The organism is Micromonospora sp. DT15, assembly GCF_049841475.1.
In the GTDB taxonomy this organism is placed as follows: Bacteria; Actinomycetota; Actinomycetes; order Mycobacteriales; family Micromonosporaceae; genus Micromonospora.
Genome location: NZ_JBNCKJ010000006.1, coordinates 225747 through 244703 on the forward strand (window position 1 = coordinate 225747; position 18957 = coordinate 244703).

The 18957-nt window shown below is 73.8% G+C and carries 19 protein-coding genes; 8 read left to right on the forward strand and 11 right to left on the reverse strand.

The genetic code is table 11. From position 1 onward, the window contains the following. Positions 1–51: 51 nt before the first annotated feature. The 8 genes from ACLQ3F_RS15695 to ACLQ3F_RS15730 are packed head-to-tail and all read right to left on the reverse strand — an operon-like array spanning position 52 to position 8730. Entirely contained in the window at positions 52–1035 is a 984-nt protein-coding gene (locus tag ACLQ3F_RS15695) for a DNA topoisomerase IB (protein ID WP_357204367.1), read from the reverse strand. Further along, positions 1019–1972 carry a glycosyltransferase family 9 protein gene (locus ACLQ3F_RS15700; RefSeq protein WP_425849573.1) on the reverse strand — a complete coding sequence of 318 codons (954 nt, stop codon included), beginning with the start codon at positions 1970–1972 and terminating at the stop codon, positions 1019–1021. The genes ACLQ3F_RS15695 and ACLQ3F_RS15700 overlap by 17 nt, the downstream gene beginning before the upstream one ends. Further along, positions 1969–2670: an SDR family oxidoreductase gene (locus tag ACLQ3F_RS15705; RefSeq protein WP_357204372.1), complete on the reverse strand. Its 702-nt coding sequence runs from the start codon at positions 2668–2670 to the stop codon at positions 1969–1971. The genes ACLQ3F_RS15700 and ACLQ3F_RS15705 overlap by 4 nt, the downstream gene beginning before the upstream one ends. After that, entirely contained in the window at positions 2667–4127 is a 1461-nt protein-coding gene (locus ACLQ3F_RS15710) for a PfkB family carbohydrate kinase (RefSeq protein ID WP_357204374.1), read from the reverse strand. Before ACLQ3F_RS15710 ends, ACLQ3F_RS15705 begins: the two co-directional genes overlap by 4 nt. A 40-nt stretch (positions 4128–4167) precedes the next feature. Next, on the reverse strand, positions 4168–4884 hold the full coding sequence (locus ACLQ3F_RS15715) for a D-sedoheptulose-7-phosphate isomerase (protein WP_357263724.1): 717 nt from the start codon (positions 4882–4884) through the stop codon (positions 4168–4170). Continuing rightward, complete coding sequence (locus ACLQ3F_RS15720) at positions 4881–6098, reverse strand: glycosyltransferase (RefSeq protein WP_357204376.1); 1218 nt, start codon at positions 6096–6098, stop codon at positions 4881–4883. Before ACLQ3F_RS15720 ends, ACLQ3F_RS15715 begins: the two co-directional genes overlap by 4 nt. Beyond that, positions 6083–7057, reverse strand: coding sequence for a glycosyltransferase (locus ACLQ3F_RS15725; RefSeq protein WP_357225330.1), 975 nt, complete (start codon positions 7055–7057; stop codon positions 6083–6085). Before ACLQ3F_RS15725 ends, ACLQ3F_RS15720 begins: the two co-directional genes overlap by 16 nt. Then, complete coding sequence (locus tag ACLQ3F_RS15730) at positions 7054–8730, reverse strand: HAD-IIIA family hydrolase (protein WP_357204380.1); 1677 nt, start codon at positions 8728–8730, stop codon at positions 7054–7056. The genes ACLQ3F_RS15725 and ACLQ3F_RS15730 overlap by 4 nt, the downstream gene beginning before the upstream one ends. Before the next feature lie 155 nt (positions 8731–8885). On the opposite strand from ACLQ3F_RS15730, the gene ACLQ3F_RS15735 reads away from it, so the two are divergent. The 3 genes from ACLQ3F_RS15735 (at position 8886) to ACLQ3F_RS15745 (ending at position 11247) form a co-directional block, all read left to right on the forward strand. Beyond that, on the forward strand, positions 8886–9326 hold the full coding sequence (locus tag ACLQ3F_RS15735; RefSeq protein WP_355007227.1) for an SRPBCC family protein: 441 nt from the start codon (positions 8886–8888) through the stop codon (positions 9324–9326). Positions 9327–9328: 2 nt separating this feature from the next. Then, positions 9329–10330 (forward strand): SDR family oxidoreductase, encoded by a 1002-nt coding sequence (locus tag ACLQ3F_RS15740; protein ID WP_425849578.1) that lies wholly within the window; start codon positions 9329–9331, stop codon positions 10328–10330. Between the two features lie 149 nt (positions 10331–10479). Then, the gene (locus ACLQ3F_RS15745; RefSeq protein WP_355007225.1) at positions 10480–11247 is read left to right on the forward strand and encodes a polyprenol monophosphomannose synthase; all 768 of its coding nucleotides are present in this window, start codon (positions 10480–10482) and stop codon (positions 11245–11247) included. Between the two features lie 201 nt (positions 11248–11448). On the opposite strand, the gene ACLQ3F_RS15750 is transcribed toward ACLQ3F_RS15745, so the two are convergent. Next, complete coding sequence (locus ACLQ3F_RS15750) at positions 11449–13056, reverse strand: phytoene desaturase family protein (protein WP_425849581.1); 1608 nt, start codon at positions 13054–13056, stop codon at positions 11449–11451. 72 nt (positions 13057–13128) lie between these two features. Here ACLQ3F_RS15750 and ACLQ3F_RS15755 point away from each other — a divergent pair, with 72 nt between their 5' ends. Continuing rightward, the gene (locus ACLQ3F_RS15755) at positions 13129–14562 is read left to right on the forward strand and encodes an aldehyde dehydrogenase family protein (RefSeq protein WP_357224654.1); all 1434 of its coding nucleotides are present in this window, start codon (positions 13129–13131) and stop codon (positions 14560–14562) included. Positions 14563–14634: 72 nt separating this feature from the next. On the opposite strand, the gene ACLQ3F_RS15760 is transcribed toward ACLQ3F_RS15755, so the two are convergent. Then, on the reverse strand, positions 14635–15036 hold the full coding sequence (locus ACLQ3F_RS15760) for a ChaB family protein (protein ID WP_425849584.1): 402 nt from the start codon (positions 15034–15036) through the stop codon (positions 14635–14637). A 176-nt stretch (positions 15037–15212) separates the two neighbouring features. Here ACLQ3F_RS15760 and ACLQ3F_RS15765 point away from each other — a divergent pair, with 176 nt between their 5' ends. From ACLQ3F_RS15765 to ACLQ3F_RS15780, 4 genes are all read left to right on the forward strand, one after another. Further along, positions 15213–16199 (forward strand): YihY/virulence factor BrkB family protein, encoded by a 987-nt coding sequence (locus ACLQ3F_RS15765; RefSeq protein ID WP_425849586.1) that lies wholly within the window; start codon positions 15213–15215, stop codon positions 16197–16199. 99 nt (positions 16200–16298) lie between these two features. Continuing rightward, entirely contained in the window at positions 16299–16715 is a 417-nt protein-coding gene (locus tag ACLQ3F_RS15770) for a DUF2795 domain-containing protein (protein ID WP_357204393.1), read from the forward strand. A gap of 52 nt (positions 16716–16767) precedes the next feature. Further along, the gene (locus ACLQ3F_RS15775) at positions 16768–17229 is read left to right on the forward strand and encodes an SRPBCC family protein (RefSeq protein ID WP_425849588.1); all 462 of its coding nucleotides are present in this window, start codon (positions 16768–16770) and stop codon (positions 17227–17229) included. 113 nt (positions 17230–17342) lie between these two features. Then, on the forward strand, positions 17343–17603 hold the full coding sequence (locus ACLQ3F_RS15780; protein ID WP_357224662.1) for a hypothetical protein: 261 nt from the start codon (positions 17343–17345) through the stop codon (positions 17601–17603). On the opposite strand, the gene ACLQ3F_RS15785 is transcribed toward ACLQ3F_RS15780, so the two are convergent. Continuing rightward, entirely contained in the window at positions 17561–18880 is a 1320-nt protein-coding gene (locus tag ACLQ3F_RS15785) for an MFS transporter (RefSeq protein WP_425849591.1), read from the reverse strand. The genes ACLQ3F_RS15780 and ACLQ3F_RS15785 overlap by 43 nt on opposite strands. Positions 18881–18957 lie beyond the last annotated feature (77 nt).

The following is an 18957-nucleotide window of genomic DNA, read 5'->3' on the forward strand; positions in this document are numbered from 1 at the left end:
CCGAGGCTCCGGCTCCGTCGCGCTTCCCCCCAGAATCGCCGACGGGGCCGGTCAGGCCCCCTCCAGCAGCTTCAGGACCACCTGCTCAGCCTCCTCGCGAGGCGCCTGCGGATCCACCGACGCCACCACTCCGTCGTGGTAGAGGTCGACCACCCGAGGATCCACGTAGGACGCACGCGCCACCGTCGGCGTGTTGCCCAGCAGCTCCGCCACCGCACGCATCACCGCGACCACCGCCTTGCGCCGGGCCGTCACCGAGCGGGCCGGACCGGCGGTGGCCAACTCGGTGGCCGCGAGCACAGTGGCGTGCCAGGTGCGGAAGTCCTTCGCGGTCATCTCCCCACCGCTGGCGTCGCGCAGGTAGCCGTTGACCTCGTCACTGCGCACGTCGCGCCACTCCCTGCCGTCCCAGTAGCCGAACAGCCGCTCCGCCCGTCGCCGACGACGGCGCAGATTGGACAACACCTGGCACAGCTCCGGGTCCTCGATCCGGCGTACCTGCTCGATGCCCCCCTTCGCGGGAAACACGAGCACCACGCAGCCGCCGCGGGACCGGGCATGCTCGGGGCGCAGGGTCGCGACCCCGTAGGTCGGGTCGTCGCCGGCGGCGTACTGGTCGCTGCCGACCCGGAACATCCCCATGTCCAGCAGTCGGGCCACAGTGGCCAGCACCCGGTCCCGGCCCAGTCCGGGCCCGTCCAGGTCGCGCCCCACCCGCTCACGCAGCGCCGGCAGCCGCCGGGCCACCTCCAGCACGCGGTCGAACTTCGCCTCGTCCTGCTTCTCCCGCCACCGCGGGTGGTAGACGTACTGCTTGCGTCCGGCCGCGTCGATCCCGATCGCCTGGATGTGCCCGTTCGGGTGCGGCGCGATCCACACGTCCTGCCAGGCCGGCGGGATGACCAACTCCCGCAGCCGGGCCAGGACGTCCGGATCCCGCACCGGCGCACCGGACGGGTCGACGAAGAGCCAGCCCCGACCGCGCCGACGCCGTCCGTACCCCGGTCGACCCGGGTCGCTACGCCGCAACCGCACCGGAGACCCGCACCACCTTCTCCACCTCGGCCACGGCGGCCAGCACCTCGTCGAGACGCAGAGCCGCCATCGTCGGGTGGCTTCCTACCCCATCCCACCTGGGCCAGTCTCCTTCGCCGGCCCAGAGCACCCGGTGCCGTGGCCGGTCCGGTGGCGGCCCCCAGTGCGCCGGTGGCACCGGCCCGAAGAGGACGACCGACGGGGTGCCGTACCCGGTGGCCAGGTGGGCGACGCCGGTGTCCCCGCTGACCACCAGCCGGGCGTCGGCCACCAGCGCGGCGAGCACGCCGAGGTCGGTCCGGCCGGCCAGCACGGCGTCCGAGCTCAGGCCCGCCGCCTCGGCCACCCGGGCCGCCAGCGCCCGTTCGTCGGCCGAGCCGGTGAGCAGGACCCGGTGCCCCTGGTCGGTCAGTGCCCGGGCCAGACCGGCGAACCGCTCGGCGGGCCACCGCTTGGCCGGGATCTTGCTGCCCGGGTGCAGCACCGTGACACCGCTGGGCAGCCCTGCCGCAGCGGGCCGACGCAGGCTCAGGTCGGCGCGGTCGGCCGGGATATCGTACCAGGACAGCAGCCGGCACCACCGGTCCACCTCGTGCTCGTCGGCGGCCCAGCGCGGGCCGTCGGCGAAGCCGGCGTCCGGGCTGGCGAAGGCGAACAGCCGACCGGGCCGGGTGGCCGCGAGCAGCCGGTGCGACTGCGGGCCGCGCCCGTGCAGGTTGACAGCGATCCACGGGGCCGGCCCCGCCCGGAGAGGGCGATCCAGCCCCGCCGTGTCCACCAGCCGGTCGACGCCACCGACCAGGTCGACCAGCGGGGCCAGCCAGCCGGGCGCGGCGAGCGCCAGCTCCCGCGACGGGTACGCGGCCCGCAGCGCCCGCAGCGCGGGCACCGCGGTCACCAGGTCGCCGACGCCGAGGGCGCGCAGCACGAGGATCACGGGTACGACGTCTCCTGCTCGGCGCAGACCACCATTTCTCGCACCGCGCACCCGGGCGGCTGATTGAGCGCGAACATGATCGCGGCGGCGGTGTCGGCGGGCTCGTTGAGGTTCGCGTCCGGCCCCGGCTTGTACTGCGGGTCACGTTCGTCGAAGAACGCGGTGCGCATCCCACCCGGGATGAGCAGGGTGACGCCGACCTGACCGGCCAGCTCGGCGGCGAGGGCTCGGGTGAACCCCACCACGCCGAACTTCGCCGCGCAGTACGCGGTGGCGTCGCTGACCGCCTTGACGCCCAGGGTCGAGGCGACGGTGACGATGCGGCCCCGGGAGGTGACCAGGAACGGCAGCGCGGCCCGGATCACCGCCGCGGTGGCCAGCAGGTCGACGGCGACGATCCGGTCCCAGGTCTCCCCCGGCAGGTCGGCGAGTCGGCCCGGCACGTCGGTGCCGGCGGCGGTCACCACGGCGTCCAGGCCACCGGCCTGCTCGGCGAGGTGCCGGGTGGCCACCTCGGCGGCTCGCGTGTCGGCCAGGTCGCACTCGGTCCAGGACACCCCGTCGGCCGGCGGCTGCCGGTCCAGCACGACCGGACGGCCACCGGAGGCGGCCACCGCGGCGACCACAGCGGCGCCGAGGCCGCTGGCGCCCCCGGTGATCAGGACGGTGGGCCCGGCACCGGGCCGCGTGGCGGTCATCGGGTCCGCTCCGCGAGCGTGCGGACGATCAGGTCGGTGGTGGAACGACCGTCCAGATAGGGCACCACGACTGTGTTCCCACCCCAGCGGCGCAGGACCTCCGCCTCCGGCAGTGCGGCGCTGGCGTCCCCACCGCCGGTGGCGTAGTCGCCGCCCTTGACCCAGACGTCGGGGCGTACCCAGGACAGCGCCGCCTGCGGGGTCGGCTCATCGAAGACGAGGACCGCGTCGACGCAGCTCAACGCGGCCAGCAGTCGGCTGCGGTCGTCTTCGGACTGCACCGGCCGGTCCGGCCCCTTCAACCCGGCCACGCTGGCGTCGGAGTTCAGGCAGACGATGAGACAGTCGCCGAGCTGCCGGGCCGCCTCCAGGGTGGCCACGTGCCCGGCGTGCAGCAGGTCGAAGCAACCGCCGGTCGCCACCACCGTGCCACCCGCGGCGCGTACCTCACCCAGGAGCGTGGCGACAGCGGCCACTCCCACCCGGTCGGCCATCGCACCACCCCGTGGTCCCGGCTGGAGGGCGCGCGGCTCCGGCGCACTCCGGCCCCGCACCGCCGGCGCCGACGGAGGCAGCGCCGTGGCCACTCCCCCACCGGCCACGTACGCGGACGCCTCGGCGACCGCCACCTGCACCGCCTCGGAGACCAGCGCGCCCTGGGCCAGTGCGACGCTGGCCGCCGCCGCGAACCGGTCGCCGGCACCGCAGGTGTCCCCCTCCGCGCTACCCGGCGTCGGCACCACCAGCGGCGTAGACCCGGCGTGGCAGAGCAGCGCGCCGTCGCCGCCCAGCGTCACCGCTACCGCGCCGGCCCGCCAGCGCCGCCGTAGTCCCTGGGCACCCCGCGACGCGGTGGCCAGTCGGGACGCGCCGGGCAGCGCGGGGACCAGCTCACGCACCTCGGACTCGTTCGGCGTGGCCAGGTGTACGCCGGGCACGGCCGCCGGGCCGCGCGGATGCGGGTCCCACACCACCGGCGCGCGGGTGGCGGCCAACGCGGCACGCAGCGCGGGCTCCCGCGCCACCCCCCGGCCGTAGTCGCTGACCAGCACCGCAGACGCCTCGGCGATCACCCGGAGCACCTCGTCGGAGGGCTGACCCGGCTCCCCGGACACGCCGCCCCGGTCGTGGCGCAGCAGCACCCGCCCCCGAGCCCGCAGCCGGATCTTCTCCGGCGTCGCGCCGGAAAGGGCCAGTGGGTACACCTGCACGCCGGCGGCGGCGAGCAGCGCGCTCAGTCGGGCCCCGCCTGCGTCGTCGGCGAGCGCCGTCACCAGCACCACCTCGGCGCCCTGCGCGGCGGCGAACACCGCCGCCAACCCGGCGCCCCCCGGTCGGTCGGTGGCCACCGTCTCGTCGAGCACCGGCACCGGGGAGTCCGGGCAGAGCCGGTTGACCACACCTTCCACATCCCGGTCGAGCAGGGTGTCCCCGAGCACCACCACCGGTCCCCTCACGCTTGCCTCCTCATCCTCACTCGCCGACCCGCTGTCCGGCTCACGCGTCGACCTGCCGTCCGGGCCCGCCGTCGAGCACCACCTCGACTCCGGTGCGTACCGGCGCGGCAGCCAGCCGACCGGCCGGTGCGGGCTCCCCGGGCACGGGGTGGACGACCGCCGGATCGGCGGCTGCCGCCAGCGCGGCGGGCAACTCCTGTTCGAGGTACTCGCAGAGCAGATGACTGGTCACCAGGTGCAGCTCCTGGACGACCTGGGTGTCCGGGGACGCGACGGCCAGCACGTCGTCGCAGGCCTCGGCGAGCGGATTGGGGGCGACGCCGGTGAGCGCCCAGGTGGTCACCCCGACCTCGCGGGCCGCCCGCGCGGCGGCGACCAGGTTGGGGCTGGTCCCGCTGGTGCTCAGCAACAGCAGGATGTCGCCCGGGCGCCCGTGGGCGCGCACCTGGCGGGCGTACACCTCGGTGTAGCCGTAGTCGTTGGCGATGGCGGTGAGCGCACTCGTCTCGGCGTGCAGCGCGATCGCGGACAGCGGCTGACGGTCGTCGTGCAGCTTGCCGACCAACTCGGCGGTGAGGTGCTGGGCTTCGGCGGCACTGCCGCCGTTGCCGGCCACCAGCAGACGACCCCCGGCGACCAGCCGGTGGGCCAGGTCCGCGCCCCAGCGCGCCAGCTGTCGCTCACACCGTCGGTACGGCACCAGTGCCGCGGCGAGGTTCGTCAGATGCGTGTCGAGCAGTGTGCCCGTCGGCATCAGGCCACCACCCGGGTCGGCCGGCGCACGGCGGCCACCTCGCTGTAGACCTCGACCAGCCGCTCGGCGGTGGCCGCCCACGAGTACCGCTCCCGGGCCCGCTCACGCGCCGCCGTCGCGTACGCGAAGCGCCTGATCCGGTCGTCGAGCAACCCCTGTATCGCGGCGGCCAGCGCGTGCGGGTCCCGGGCCGGCACGAGGTCACCGGTCGTCCCGTCGACGACGGTGTCCCGGATGCCGCCCACGGCCGTGCCGACGACCGGCACCCCACAGGCCATCGCCTCCAGCGGAGTCAACCCGAACGGCTCGTACCAGGGCGCGGCGACCAGCAGGTCCGCCGAGCGGTACCAGCGGCCCATCTCCTCCCGGGGCACCGCGCCGACCAGGTGCACCCGGTCGGCCACCCCGCACGACTCCGCGAGTGCCCGCAGCCGGCGGGCGTACGGGTCGGTCTCCAACAGCCCCTCGGGTGGGCCGCCGACGACCACGCACTCGGCGTCCGGCACCAGCTCCATCGCGCGGATCACGGTCTGGAAGCCCTTGCGCTCGACCAGCCGACCCACGGTGAGGATGCGGGCCCGTCCCGGTTCCCGGTCGGCGGCCGGCCCGAGTGGCGCGAAGGTGGCGAGGTTGACCCCGGAGGGCACCACCGTCATCCGGGACCGGGGCACACCCATCCGGACCAGCTCACCCACCTCGTCGCGGCACTGCGCGACGATCCGGTCCACCGAGCGGCCCAGCTCCCGCTCGTAGGAGATCCGGCGGGCCGGGCTGGTGTCCTGCACTCCCTGGTAGCGGCGCTTCACGGTGCCCAACGCGTGGTACGTCTGCACCACCGGCACCCCGGTCTGCCGGCCGGCGGTCAGCGCCGCCAGGCCACTCATCCAGAAGTGCGCGTGGATCACCTCGGGCACCCAGTCGCCGCCGCGCCACCGCTCGATCAGCCAGCGGCTGAACTCCCGCATGTGCGGCAGCAGCGCGTCCTTGGCCACCGGCTCGGCCGGGCCGGCCGGCACGTGCACCACGTCGTACCCGTCCGGGCTGCGGACGGTCACCGGCAGGTCAGGTGCGTCGCGGCGGGTGTAGACCCGCACCTCGTGCCCGGCGGCGGCGAGCGCGGCGGACAGCTCCGCGACGTGCGTGTTCTGGCCGCCGGCATCCTCCCCTCCGAGGACGGCGAGCGGGCTGGCGTGCTCCGAGATCATCGCGATCCGCATACTTCCTCCTCCAGCAGCCGGTCCCAGTCAGCGAGGAAACGGTCGAGGCCGTATCTGTCGCGCGCGGCGGTTCGCGCCGCCGCTCCGGCCTGCCGCGCGGTGTCCGGTTCGGCGATGAACCGGCGGGCGGCGTCGAGCAGGGTGTCGGTCCGGGTGGCGAGCGCCCCCGCCTCCGGGGGCACCGCCATCACCGCCTCGGTGGTGGCGAGCGCGACGACCGGCATGCCGATCGACATCGCCTCGATGAGGCTGAGCCCGAGGGAAGTCCACCGGCACAGGTGCAGGTACGCCCGCCGCCGGGCCAGTTCGGTGTGCATCCGCTCCTGGGGCACGTCGTCGTGGCTGGTCAGCCGGTCCGCGGGCAGCCCGAGGTGGTCGGCCAGGCCGGCGACGCCCATGCCGAACACGTCCAGCGGCGCGATCTCGGCGAACTGGGGCAGCAGGTCGGTGCCGGTGACCCGGCCTCGCCGCACCGGCTCGTTGATCACCACGGCGAGCCGGTCCAGCTCCCCGGTGTAGGACGCGGAGGGGGCGACGATGCCGTGGTCGACCACTGTGGTGCGGGTGTCGCCGGTGTCCCAGAAGATCTGGTTGAACCCGGTGACGTGGGCGATGAGCAGGTCGTCGCGGTCGGCCATCGGGTGACGGGTGTTCGGCACGTCGCCCTTGGGGGTGTTGTGCTCGACGTAGATCGCCGGAAGGTCGCGGCCGGGGCGGCGACGGAGCCACTGCTCGGCCCGGTCGATCTCCTCGGGGCGTTGCAGGATGACCAGGTCGACGTCAGCGCTCGGCAGCTCCTCCGGGCTGACCTCGACCGCGCTGTCCGGCCACGGGTAGGTGCGGGCCCGGCCGAGGCCGTACGGGCCGCGGTCGGGTGTGGTGGGAATCAGGTAGCGGTGGCTGCCGTGCACGAACGACGTGGTCCAGGAGCCGTGCACGTGCCAGAGCAGGATGTTCATCGGCCGCCACCACCGCTGGCGGTGAGGGTCCGGAGCGCGTCGACCACGTCGCCCGGGTCGACGCCGCTGAGGCAGGGGTGCCCGGGGACCGGGCAACTGGCCGCCCGCGTGTCCCGGCAGGGCGCGGCGGCGTCGCCGAGCCGGACGGTGGGCACCCGGTAGGGCCCCCACTGACCGAACGGGACGGTCGGCGCGAAGAGACTCACCACCGGCACACCGGCGGCCGCCGCCAGGTGCGCGGGTCCGGTGTTTCCGACCACGACCGCGCTGGCGTCCGCGACGATCGCGGCCAACCCGGCCAGGTCGGTGCGGCCGCCCAGGTCGGTCCCGCCGGCCGCGGCGACCTGGGCGGTGACCGCCCGCTCGTCCGGGCCGCCGGTGACCAGCACCCGGTGCCCGGCGTCGACCAGCGCCCCGGCGATCCGGGTGGCCACGTCGGGCGGGCAGGCCCGGCTCGACGCGGCCGATCCGGGGTGCAGCACCACGTACCCCGGATCGCCCAGGTCGGCCGGGCGTGGTGGAACGGCGTCCCGGCGCAGCCGCAGGACCGGTTCGTCGTCGTCGGGCAGCCGATGGCCGGCGGCGGCCGCCAGGGAAAGGGCACGTTCGGGTTCGGGGACGCCCACCGGCACCCGGTGCCGGATGTCCAGCAGCGAGCCCGGATAGTCGTCGCTGATCGCCGCGATCCGGTTGATCCCCGCCATTCGCAACAGCAGCGCCAGCGGCAGGGCGGACTGGTGGAACGAGGTGAACACCACCGCCTGGTCCGCGCCGACCGCGCCCAACCGCGCGGTCAGGCTCCGCATGGCCTCCGGGTCGACATGCCCCGGCGTGGGGTCGATCCACGGCAGCGGATGTTCGATGATCTCGTCGACGCCGGGCAGAAGGTTGGCGGCGGCCCGACCGCGCGGACCGCACAGCAGCACCACCCGCTGCGCTCCGGCCGCGACGGCGCGGATCGCCGGGCCGGTGACCAGCACGTCACCGGCCGAGTCCGAGCGGACCACCAGCGCCGTCCGTACCGGTTCGGTGGGCGGAGTCGCGGGCTGCACGGCCTGTTGGCGGCGCAGGATCTCCGCCACCGCAGCAGGCAGGTCGTTGGCCACCCACCCGGCGGCGGCGACCTCCTCCGGCCGGGTGACCGGGGTCGGCACCAGCACTCCCGCGGCCCCGGCGGCCATGGCGGCGCCGATGTCCCGGCCGATGTCGCCCACGAGTACGCAGCGGGACGGCGTCGTGCCCAGCTCGCGGGCGGCGGCGTACACCAGGCCCGGCGCCGGCTTTCGGCAGTCACAGCCGTCGGCGTCGTCGTGTGGGCAGACCAACCACGCGTCGAACCGGCCCAGCAGCTCCTCGACGCGGGCGTGCACCGCCCGCATCTGCTCGGCGGTGAAGTAGCTCCGGGCCAGGCCCGACTGGTTCGTGACGACCGCCAGCCGCAGCCCGGACGCGCGCAGCCGGTCCAGGGCCGCCCGCGCGCCCGGCACCGGCCGTACCTTCTCCGGGTCGCCGTTGTACGGCACGTCCTCGATCAGGGTGCCGTCGCGGTCCAGCAGCACCGCGTCGTAGAGCACCGCTCGGGGGCTTGCGACAGATCCGGAACCGGCGCGGTCAGCGGCGGCATACACCTGTGCTGACCTGCGCTGATACGGATCCCCCTGGTCCTGTCGCACAGCCGGCGGGTTCCCTGCGCCCCGAGGAGTAAACGTCGCCGTCGAGGGGGTGGGCCAGCGCCGCCGGCGATGCCCCGGGAAGGCCTTACCCGCCGCCCCGGAGAAGCTAACCCCGCCGGTCGTTAGCCCGTACGTGGCGTGGGTATGAAAGCCCAGTGGCGATTGTGGAGAAAGTGATCGACGCTCCCCCGCAGCAGGTGTTCGACGTGCTCGCCGACGGGTGGACGTACAGCGACTGGGTGGTGGGCACCGCACACATGCGGGACGTGGACGACGCCTGGCCCCGGGTGGGCAGCCAACTGCATCACCGGGCCGGGCCATGGCCGGTCTCGTTGCAGGACGCGTCGACGGTGCTGGTCTGTGAACCGCCGCACCGGCTCGTGCTCAAGGCCGGTCTCTGGCCGGCGGGCGAGGCGATCGTGGCCTTCACCCTGGAACCGGTCGGCGACGGCGCCACCCGGGTGCGTCTCGGGGAGGATTTCGCGGCCGGACCGCTCCGCTGGGTCCACAACAAGATCAACGATCTCGTCCTGCACCGGCGTAACCGGGAGACCCTGGCCCGACTCTCCGACATCGCCACCCGACAGAAGGGGTGACAGTGACACGGACCGTGGTGGTGACCGGCGCGAGCGCCGGCGTCGGCCGGGCCGTGGCCCACGCGTACGCGGCCCGCGGCGCCCGGCTGGCGCTGCTGGCTCGGGGCGAGGCGGGTCTGGTCGCCGCCGAGCGGGAGTGCCGACTGCGCGGCGCGACGGACGTGCGCGTGTACCGGGTCGACGTGGCCGACGCGGGCGCGGTGCAGCAGGCCGCCGACGACGTGGTGCACCACTGGGGCGGCATCGACGTGTGGGTCAACAACGCGATGGCGTCGGTGTTCGCGCCGGCCTGGGAGATTCCGGCGCGCGAGTTCCGTCGGGTCACCGAGGTCACCTACCTGGGCACCGTGCACGGCACCCTCGCCGCGCTGCGGCACATGCGGGCGCACGGGCGGGGCACGATCGTCCAGGTGGGATCGGCGTTGGCCTACCGGGGCATCCCGCTGCAGTCGGCGTACTGCGCCAGCAAGCACGCCGTCCAGGGGTTCAACGACTCGCTGCGCGCCGAGCTGCTGCACGACTGCCCGGGGGTGAAGTTGTCGATGGTGCAGCTACCCGCGGTCAACACGCCGCAGTTCTCCTGGGTCCGCACCCGGCTGCCCCGGCATCCGCAGCCGGTGCCGCCGATCTTCACTCCGGAGTTGGCCGCCCGCGCCATCGTCTGGGCCGCCGACCGCGGCACCAGGGAGCTGAACGTGGGTGGCCCGACCTGGCAGGTGCGGGTGGCCGACGCCCTGTTCCCCGGCCTGCTGGACCGGAAGCTGGCCCGCGACGGCTACGACAGCCAGCAGACCGGCGAGAAGATCGATCCGGCGACCTGGCGGGACAATCTGGATCACCCGGGCGATGCGGACACGGACCGGGGCACGGCGGGCGTGTTCCGTGAACAGGCGCGAGACCGCTCCGCGGCACTCTGGGTCGGCACGCACAAACCGGCGCTCTCCGGTGTGGCGCTCGCCGTCGCGGCGCTCGCACTCACCGTTGTCGCTCGCCGTCGGAGCTGACCACCACAAGCCTCTGACCAGGGGTTAGACGCCCACGCACGGTGGGCGGCGGAGGACCGCAACACCCGGAAGGGGTGCCTCCCTCCGACCGAATGCGGGAACTAGATACCCTTTCCATGACCCTTGTCCGCAAACCGAGGATGACCGACATGATCAAGCCGGTGCAGTTGCCGTCGCCGTGGCGGGACGCACGCCTGACCGTCGTCGTGCCCACCTACAACGAGGCGGGCAACCTTCCGACGCTGGTCGAGCGACTGCTCGCGCTGCCGCTGCCAGGGCTGCGCATCCTCGTCGCCGACGACAACTCCCCCGACGGCACCGGGGAGGTGGCCGACAAGTTGGCCATCGAGAACCCCGACCGGATCGAGGTCGTGCACCGCGCCGGCAAGGAGGGCCTCGGCCGGGCGTACGTGGACGGGATGACCCGCGCGATCGAGGGCGGCGCCGAGTACGTGGCGCAGATGGACGCGGACCTCTCCCACCCGCCTGAGGCGCTGCCGGGGATGCTCGGCGCGCTGCTCTCCACCCAGGCCAGCGTGGTGATCGGTTCCCGCTACGTGCCCGGCGGCGAGCTGGACGAGAACTGGCCGCTCTACCGCAGGGCGCTCAGCGGCTGGGCCAACCTCTACGTTCACACCCTGCTGCGGGTACGCATCCGGGACCTCACGGCCGGGTTCAAGATCTGGCGGGCCGAAGCCCTGCGCGACATCGACCTGGAGCGGGTGCAGTCCAACGGCTACAGCTTCCAGGTGGAGATGCACTACCTCGCCACCAAGCTGGGGCACACCATCCTGGAGGTGCCGATCCGCTTCGAGGAGCGGCGCGACGGCGTCTCCAAGATGACCACCGCGACCAAGGTGGAGAGCGCCCTGATGCCCTTCCGCCTCCGCAGCAAACACCGCAACATAACCCGCTAAAAGCCCCGCCCCGCCCCACCCCCACCCCCACCCCCACCCCCAGCCCCAGCCCCAGTCCCAGCCCCGGTCGATCATGGAGTTGTGGTGCCCGTTTAGAACCCGGGCAGGTGCTTTGTCACCCACCACAACTCCATGATCGACGGCGGCGGGCGGTTCCGGGGTCTGGTACCCCGGGGGTGACGGGTGACGGGTGGCGGTGGTTTAGGTGGGGTAGATGGCGCGGTGGGCGGTGGTGATGGCTGCGGCGTACGCGCGGCCGGTGAGCGCTCGGTCGCGGGCCAGGGCCGCCCGGGCGGCGTTCGCGCCGGGCGCGCCGTGCACACCGCCGCCGGGGTGCGCCGACGCGCTGGCCAGGAAGAGCCGGTCCACCGGGGTGTCCGCCCGGCCCAGGCCAGGGATCGGGCGCAGGAAGAGCTGCTGGTACGCGGCGGCAGTCCCGCCGCCGAGCGTGCCACCGACCAGGCTCGGATTGCCCTTCTCCAGATCGGCCGGCCCGGCCACGTGTCGGCCCACGATCAGGCTGCGGAAACCCGGGGCCGCCGCCTCCAGCACGTCCTCCATCCGCTGCACGTGCCCGGCGACCTCCTCGGCCCGCCAGTTCCGCCGGAACGGCAGGTGGGTGTACGACCACAGCGACTCGGTGCCCGGCGGGGAGTGGCTCGGGTCTGCCACCGACATCTGCCCGACCAGCAGGAACGGGTCGCGGGGCAGCTCGCCACGGGCCAACTCGCTGGCGTAGTGGGTGAGCCCGTTCAGGTCCGCGCCGAGGTGAACGGTGCCGGAGCCGGCCACCTGCCGGTTCGTCCAGGGCACCGGCGCGGAGAGCGCCCAGTCCACCTTCAGCGTGGAACCGTCCCACCGGAAGTGCGCCAGGTCCTCCACCAGCCGGGACGGCAGCGCCGCGGCGCCGACCAGGTCGAGGTAGAGCGCCGGCGCCGGCACGTCGGCGAGCACGGCCCGCCGGGCCCGCCACAGCGCGCCGCCGACGGTGCGGACCCCCATCGCCCGGCCTCGGGCGGTGAGCACCCGGTCGACCGGAGCGCCGTAGAGGATCGCCCCGCCACGCGCCTGTAGCCGATCCACCAGCGCGTTGGTGATCTGCTGCGCGCCGCCGTCGGGCACCGGCCAGCCAATCTGCTGGCCGAGCATGGCCAGCAGCCAGCCGTACACCCCGGAGCCGGCCTCCTCCGGGGACAGGTCGGTGTGCAGGGCACAGCCGGCCAGCAGGGCCGGCCCGCCGGGACCGTCGAAGAGTTCGTCGCCAAGTTTGCGGACCGGTACGACGAGCCGGCGCGCGAGTCGCAGCGCGCCGGCGACGCGCAGCCGACGCAGGAGGCCCAGCCCGCCGCGTACCGGCGGGAACGGCGAGGTGATCGCCTCCAGCATCGGCTCGGCCACGTCGAGCCAGTCGGTGTACGCGTTGAGCCAGCGCTTACCGTCCCCGGGGGCGAACTGCTCCAGCGACGCGGCGGTGACATCCGGATCCCGATTGATCACCGCGGCTCGACCGTCGGGCAGCAGGTGCGCCAGCACGTCCGGCGAGTGCCGCCAGGACAGCCCGTGTCGACCCAGGTCCAGGCCGCCCAGCACCGGCGACGCGTACCCGAGGGGGTAGAACGAGCTGTAGAGGTCGCTGAGGTAGCCGGGCGCGGTGACCTCGGCGGAGCGGACCGCGCCGCCGGGCACCGCTGTCGCCTCCAGCACCACCACGTCCCAGCCGGCGTCGGCCAGCAGGTTGGCCGCCACCAGGCCGTTGTGCCCGGCCCCGACGATGACGGCGTCCGCGCTCGGCGCGGTGGTGGTTGTCATCGGATCCGCCTACCCGGCGCGCAACCGGGCGAAACGCGTTTGCCTCGTCGAGGCCGGGGCATCCAGCGCCGCATGTACACGGTTGCGCAGCTGGTGGGCGGGGTGTGGGGTGCGGGCGGCGACGGCGGCGAACTGGTGGTGCGTGATCCGGCGGACGACACGCCGGTGAGCACGGTGCCGGTGGCCACCGCCGACGAGGTGGGCAAGGCGACCCAGGCGGCCCGCAACGCGGCGGCCCAGTGGGCGGCGACCGCCCCGGCGGAACGGGCGGCGGCGCTGCACCGGGCCGCGGACGCGGTGGAGGCGGTCATCGATGAGTTGGCGGCGGCGGTCACCGCGGAGATGGGCAAGCCGTTGGCGGACGCCCGCGGAGGCGTCGAGGCGGGGATCGGCACCCTGCGACAGTATGCGGAACTGGCGCCGCTGCGCGGCGGGCGCACGCTGAACGGCGAGACCGCCGCGCTGGACTTCCTGACCCCGCAGCCACGCGGGGTGGTCGCGGCGATCACCCCCTGGAACGACCCGGTAGCGGTCTCCTGTGGACTGCTCGGAGCGGCCCTGGTGACCGGGAACGTGGTGCTCTACAAGCCGAGCGAACGCACACCGGCGACCGGTTGGTTGCTGGCCCGAGCACTGGATGAGGCACTGCCGGCCGGCGTGTTGTCACTGCTCACCGGCGGCCCGGAGGTGGGTGCGGCGCTGGCGGCGCAGGACGTCGACGTGGTCGCCCACGTGGGTTCCACAGCGACCGGGCGGGCGATCGCCGCCGCGGCGGCCCGTACCGGGGCGAAGGTGCTCCTGGAGAACGGCGGCAGCGACCCGCTGATCGTGGACGCGGGCGTCGACCCGGAGTGGGCGGCGGAGCAGGCCGCGCTCGGCGCGTTCGCCAACGCCGGGCAGATCTGCGTGGCGGTGGAGCGCCTCTACGTGCACCGGGAGGTGGCCGACGACTTCGTGGCCGCGCTGGTACGACGCGCCGCAGCGCTGCGGGTCGGGCCGGGCCGGGACCCGGGCACCGAGCTGGGGCCGCTGGTCGACCGGCGGCACCGGGACCACGTGCACGGTCAGGTGGCTGCCGCGCTTGCGGACGGCGCACGGGTGCGGGTGGGCGGTGAGGTGCCGGACGGACCGGGGGCGTTCTACCCGGCCACCGTCGTCACCGACTGTCGCCACGACATGCCGCTGGTCCGGGAGGAGACCTTCGGGCCGGTCGCACCGGTGGTGGTGGTCGACTCGTTCGACGAGGCGCTGCGCTGCGCTGCGGACTCCCCGTACGGGCTGGCCGCCACGGTGTTGACCCCGTCGATGAGTCACGCGCAGCGGGCGTGGCGGGAGCTGCCGGTGGGCACGGTCAAGGTCAACGCGGTGTTCGGGGGTGCGCCGGGAGGTGCCGCGCATCCGCGCCGCGCCAGCGGGCAGGGCTTCGGGTACGGACCGGAGCTGCTGGACGAGTTCACCGCGACGAAGGCGGTGCACATCGAGGCGCCGGGGGGCGGGCACTGGTGAGAACAGCACGGGCGGACGCAGGGGTGGAGCGTCCGCCCGTACCGCGTCGGTTGTGCTCGGGTGCGGCGGCGATCAGTCGCCGCGGGCCTTGCGGGTGGCGCGGTCGTTGGCCTTCTCGATGGCCGTGACCAGCTCCGGTTTGGTCATGCTGGACCGCCCGGGCACGTCGAGTTTGCGGGCCACCGACATCAGGTGGTCCTTGGTGGCGTTGGCATCGACGCCACCGGCGGTGGGTGCCCGTCGTTCCGGCCCGCCACCGGCGGCCTGCTGGTCGCTGGGGCCCTTGCGGCCCTTCGGCTCCCAGTGGTCGCCCACCTTCTCGAACTGATGCTTCACCGCGGCGAAGGCGGTGCGGTGCGACCGCTCCCCCTCGCCGTAGGTCTCCACCGCCGATTCGTGCGTCTTCTCCCAGGTGCGCTGCGCCTTCTCCGGGGAGCGTCGCAGCGTGCTGGGCAGGTCTTCGCGCCCGGGCATCTCGTCCTCCTCCGTGTCGACAGGGTCACTGTGACCGTTCCCCGGTGACCGGGCGGCAAACCATAGCGGCGGCGGTCGGACACCGGGCGGGTTTGTCGATTTCACCAACCGGGTACCGGCGGGCCAGGCCAGACCGGACGACCGGTCATCCGGCGGCCGGGGCGCAGGGAGCGGGCATGACGACCACGGAGCCGGGTACGACGCTCGACGGCACACCGCACTCCCGGGTGCCCCGACGGATGCGGCAGCTGAGCTGGCGGACCTGGCGGGGAGTGCTGGTCCGCAGCGTGCAGAACTTCGTCAACGACAACTGCTCCGACTGGGCCGCCGCGCTGACCTACTACGGGGTCCTGGCGCTCTTCCCGTCCGCCATCGTGGTGGTGGCGCTGGTCGGCCTGGTCTCCGACGGCGAGCGGACCCTGGACACCGTGGTCGACCTGGCCAACCAGGTCGGTGCCGGGGCGGTGCTCAGCGACGATGAGGGCGGCGTGCTGAAGGTGATCCGTTCCGTGGTGCTGGAGCAGAGCAACCCGAAGCTTCTGCTCAGCTTCGGTCTGCTCGGCGCGCTCTGGTCCGCGTCCGGCTTCATCGGCGCGTTCACCCGCGCCTCCAACGCCGTCTACGGGGTGACCGAGGGCCGCCCGGTCTGGAAGCTCCGGCCGCTGCAGATCGGCCTGGCGGCGATCACGTTGGTGCTGCTCGCGGTGGTCGCCCTCGCCCTGATCGTCAGTGGGCCGGTCACCGATGCGGTCGGCGACCTGGTCAACGCCGGCGGCCTGGCCCGCACGACGTGGAGCGTGGCGAAGTGGCCGGTCCTCGCCATGATCATGATGGCGCTGCTGTCCCTGCTGTTCTGGATCGCGCCGAACGTGCGCCAGCCCCGGTTCCGCTGGCTCACCCCGGGCGGCGCGGTGGCCCTGATCTCCTGGGCGGCGGCCTCCTTCGGCTTCGGCCTCTACGTGGCCAACTTCGGCTCCTACAACACCACCTACGGCAGCCTCGGGGCGGCCATCGCGTTCCTGGTCTGGCTCTACCTGTCCAACTCCGCACTGATGCTGGGCGTGCAGATCAACTCCGAGGTGCAGCGCGGGCGGCAGTTGCAGGCCGGCGACCCGAACCCGGACGAGCCGGTACTGCCGCCCCGCAAGCCCGCCGACGAGTGAGCCCTCGTCCGGCCCGGTGTCCGTTTCGCCGTCGGGCCGAGGGCCGGTTCGTGGCCCGGTGCCGGTTTATCGGGTGGGGTGCCGGGTAGCGCAGAAGGCATGGAGCGTGGCAACAGCAAGCACGGACCGAGGATCGACGAACAGATGAGTCAGGAGGTCAGCGGCCTCGTACAGGGTCCGGGGACCGGTGGCTCTCGAGTCGACGAGTCGCGGGTGCCGGAACCGGCTGGCGAGGACCAGCCGGAGACGACCACCGCCCCGGCCGGCGACCTGCGCACCGGCACCCCGCAGGGCATGAGCTCTACGGACGTCGAGCAGCGCAGCCGGCTCGGCCGGTTCATCTCGATGAGCGCGCTGCCGGGCGACCGTCTGGTGCTCATTGCCAGCGCCCGCGAGAACGAGGCGCCGGACGACATCGTGGCGGCGCTGGAACGGCTGCCCGAGGGCACCACCTACCAGACGGTCTCCGAGGTGTGGGCGGCGCTGGGCAACAAGAACGAGACAACTCGCTGGTGACCAGGATCGCCCCCGATCCGGCAATCCACCGGCGACTGAAGGAGGTTCCCCGATGAGTGGCGTTACCGAACATGTGGACGTGTCCGTACCCGTACGCACCGCGTACGACCAGTGGACGCAGTTCGAGGAGTTCCCCCAGTTCATGGAGGGTGTGCAGGAGGTTCGGCAGCTCTCCGACACGATGACCCACTGGACCGTGGACATCGCCGGGGTGAAGCGCGAGTTCGACGCGGAGATCACCGAACAGCTCCCCGACGAGCGGGTCGCCTGGCGCTCGACCGACGGCACGCAGCAGGCCGGCGTGGTGACCTTCCACCGACTGGACCAGGACAAGACCAGGGTCACCCTGCAGCTCGAGTTCGAGCCGCACGGCGTGGTCGAGCAGGCCGGCGACAAGCTCGGCATCGTCGACCGACGGGCCAAGGGCGACCTGCAGCGGTTCAAGACCTACATCGAGCGGCGCGGTCAGGAGACCGGCGCGTGGCGCGGGCAGGTGGACCGTCCGCAGCCGTGACCCCGGGCAGCAGTGACCTGCGATGGCCGCCGGACTACCGGCGGCCATCGCCGTGTCCGAGCCTGCTCGGCGGGCACCGTTTGCGATCATCGTGCCCGGGTACGGCTGAAGGTATGACCGACGACAACATCAGGGTGTGGCGGGACGAGGAGCGGCTTCCGTTGGAGGAGTTGGAGCGCGCGGTGTCGGGCTCCAGCCTCGACGGGCAGGCCGACGACGTGACGGGAAACGACGCCGGCGAGGAGGCCGCGTTCGGGCACGGGCCGGCCGCGTCGGACCGCGACGGACAGGCCCAGGGCAACAGCCGCGAGGCCACCGATCCGCAGCGCGCCTACCGCCCGTCCACGACCGGCCGTACCGGGCCGGACGTCTGAGGATCGCTTCCGGGCTGGGCGGGCACCACCGGCACAAGACGTCCCGCAGCCGGCCGGCGCGCGCCCCACTCGTAGAGCGCGATCAGCGCCAACGCGAGCACCAGCAGGGCTGATCCCAGCACTTCCACCGAGGTTCTGCCGATCAGCACGCCCAGCCCGGCCGGGACGAGCGCCGCACCAATGCCAGCCGCGCCGATCTGGAGGCCGATGGCGCGGTCCGCGTGCGCCGCGCCGACCCGTTCGGCGGTGGTGAGGGTGAGCAGCGGAAACACCGGCGCGGCGGCGAAACCGACGACGACCAGGCCGAGCACCGCAAGGACCGCCGGCCCGGGAACGGCGATCAGCGCCGTGCCGACGGCCATCCCGGCCAGGCTGGCGCGCAACACCAACCCCGCCCCCAGGCGCTCGGCCACCAGACCCTGCACGACCCGGCCCACGAAGAGACTGCCCCAGTACGCGGAGACGCATCCGCCGGCCACCGCCGCGCTGAGCCCACGCCCCTCGGTCAGCAGCAGGAACGCCCACAGCCCCGCGGACACCTCGATCGCCACGTACAGCACGAAGGCGAGCGTCCCCGACCAGACCGCCGGCAGCCGCAGCGTGTCCCTCACCGGGACCTGGACGGTGGACGCCGGCCCGGAATCCGCGGCGGCGGGCACGCCCTGGGCAGCCGTACCCGTCGGGGCGCCCGCCTCGGTGCCGGCCGGCGCCTCACGCCGCCAGGCCCGCACGGTGAGCGCGAACGCGGCGGCGAGGACGAGCTGGGCGGCGGCCACGATGCCGTACCCCCAGCGCCAGGCGAGCCCGGCGCTCAGCACCGCGGTCATGATCAGTGGACCGATGGCCACGCCGAGACCGAAGAAGGCGTGCAACCAGTTCATGTGGCGGGGCCCGAAAGCCCCGGCGGCGTACGCGTTGAGCCCGGAGTCGACAGCGCCGGAGCCGAGCCCCAGCAGCAGCGCACAGCCCACCAGCGCCGCCAGCACGGGGCTCACCGAGTAGCCGGTCAACGCCAGGCTGGCCAGCAGGGTGCTACCGGCGAGCAGGGCGCCCACGCCGACCCGGGCCAGCGTGAAGCCGGCCAGCACGCTGGAGGTGAGATAGCCGACGGTACCGGCGGTGAGCACCCACCCGACGGCCTCGGTCGGCACGTCGAAGTCGCCTCGGATCGAGGGCCAGGCGACGCCGAGCAGGCCGTCGGGCAGGCCGAGACTGACGAACGCGAGGTAGGACAGCAGGAGCAGTGCGGCGCGGGGACGCGCGGGCGTGGTGGACACGAGAAACCATCCTGCCGCAGGGGCACCCTAGCGCCGCCGGCACCCGATCGCTCGCGCCGCAAAGAAGTCGTGTCCGT

Bases quoted from the DNA above. Each gene is read 5' to 3' on its own strand.
- ACLQ3F_RS15760 (WP_425849584.1), bottom strand. From the start codon at position 15,036: ATGCCCGGGCGCGAAGACCTGCCCAGCACGCTGCGACGCTCCCCGGAG.
- ACLQ3F_RS15705 (WP_357204372.1), bottom strand. From the start codon at position 2,670: ATGACCGCCACGCGGCCCGGTGCCGGGCCCACCGTCCTGATCACCGGG.
- ACLQ3F_RS15750 (WP_425849581.1), bottom strand. From the start codon at position 13,056: ATGACAACCACCACCGCGCCGAGCGCGGACGCCGTCATCGTCGGGGCC.
- ACLQ3F_RS15775 (WP_425849588.1), top strand. From the start codon at position 16,768: ATGAGTGGCGTTACCGAACATGTGGACGTGTCCGTACCCGTACGCACC.
- ACLQ3F_RS15770 (WP_357204393.1), top strand. From the start codon at position 16,299: ATGGAGCGTGGCAACAGCAAGCACGGACCGAGGATCGACGAACAGATG.
- ACLQ3F_RS15780 (WP_357224662.1), top strand. From the start codon at position 17,343: ATGACCGACGACAACATCAGGGTGTGGCGGGACGAGGAGCGGCTTCCG.
- ACLQ3F_RS15725 (WP_357225330.1), bottom strand. From the start codon at position 7,057: ATGAACATCCTGCTCTGGCACGTGCACGGCTCCTGGACCACGTCGTTC.
- ACLQ3F_RS15745 (WP_355007225.1), top strand. From the start codon at position 10,480: ATGATCAAGCCGGTGCAGTTGCCGTCGCCGTGGCGGGACGCACGCCTG.
- ACLQ3F_RS15765 (WP_425849586.1), top strand. From the start codon at position 15,213: ATGACGACCACGGAGCCGGGTACGACGCTCGACGGCACACCGCACTCC.
- ACLQ3F_RS15720 (WP_357204376.1), bottom strand. From the start codon at position 6,098: ATGCGGATCGCGATGATCTCGGAGCACGCCAGCCCGCTCGCCGTCCTC.
- ACLQ3F_RS15755 (WP_357224654.1), top strand. From the start codon at position 13,129: ATGTACACGGTTGCGCAGCTGGTGGGCGGGGTGTGGGGTGCGGGCGGC.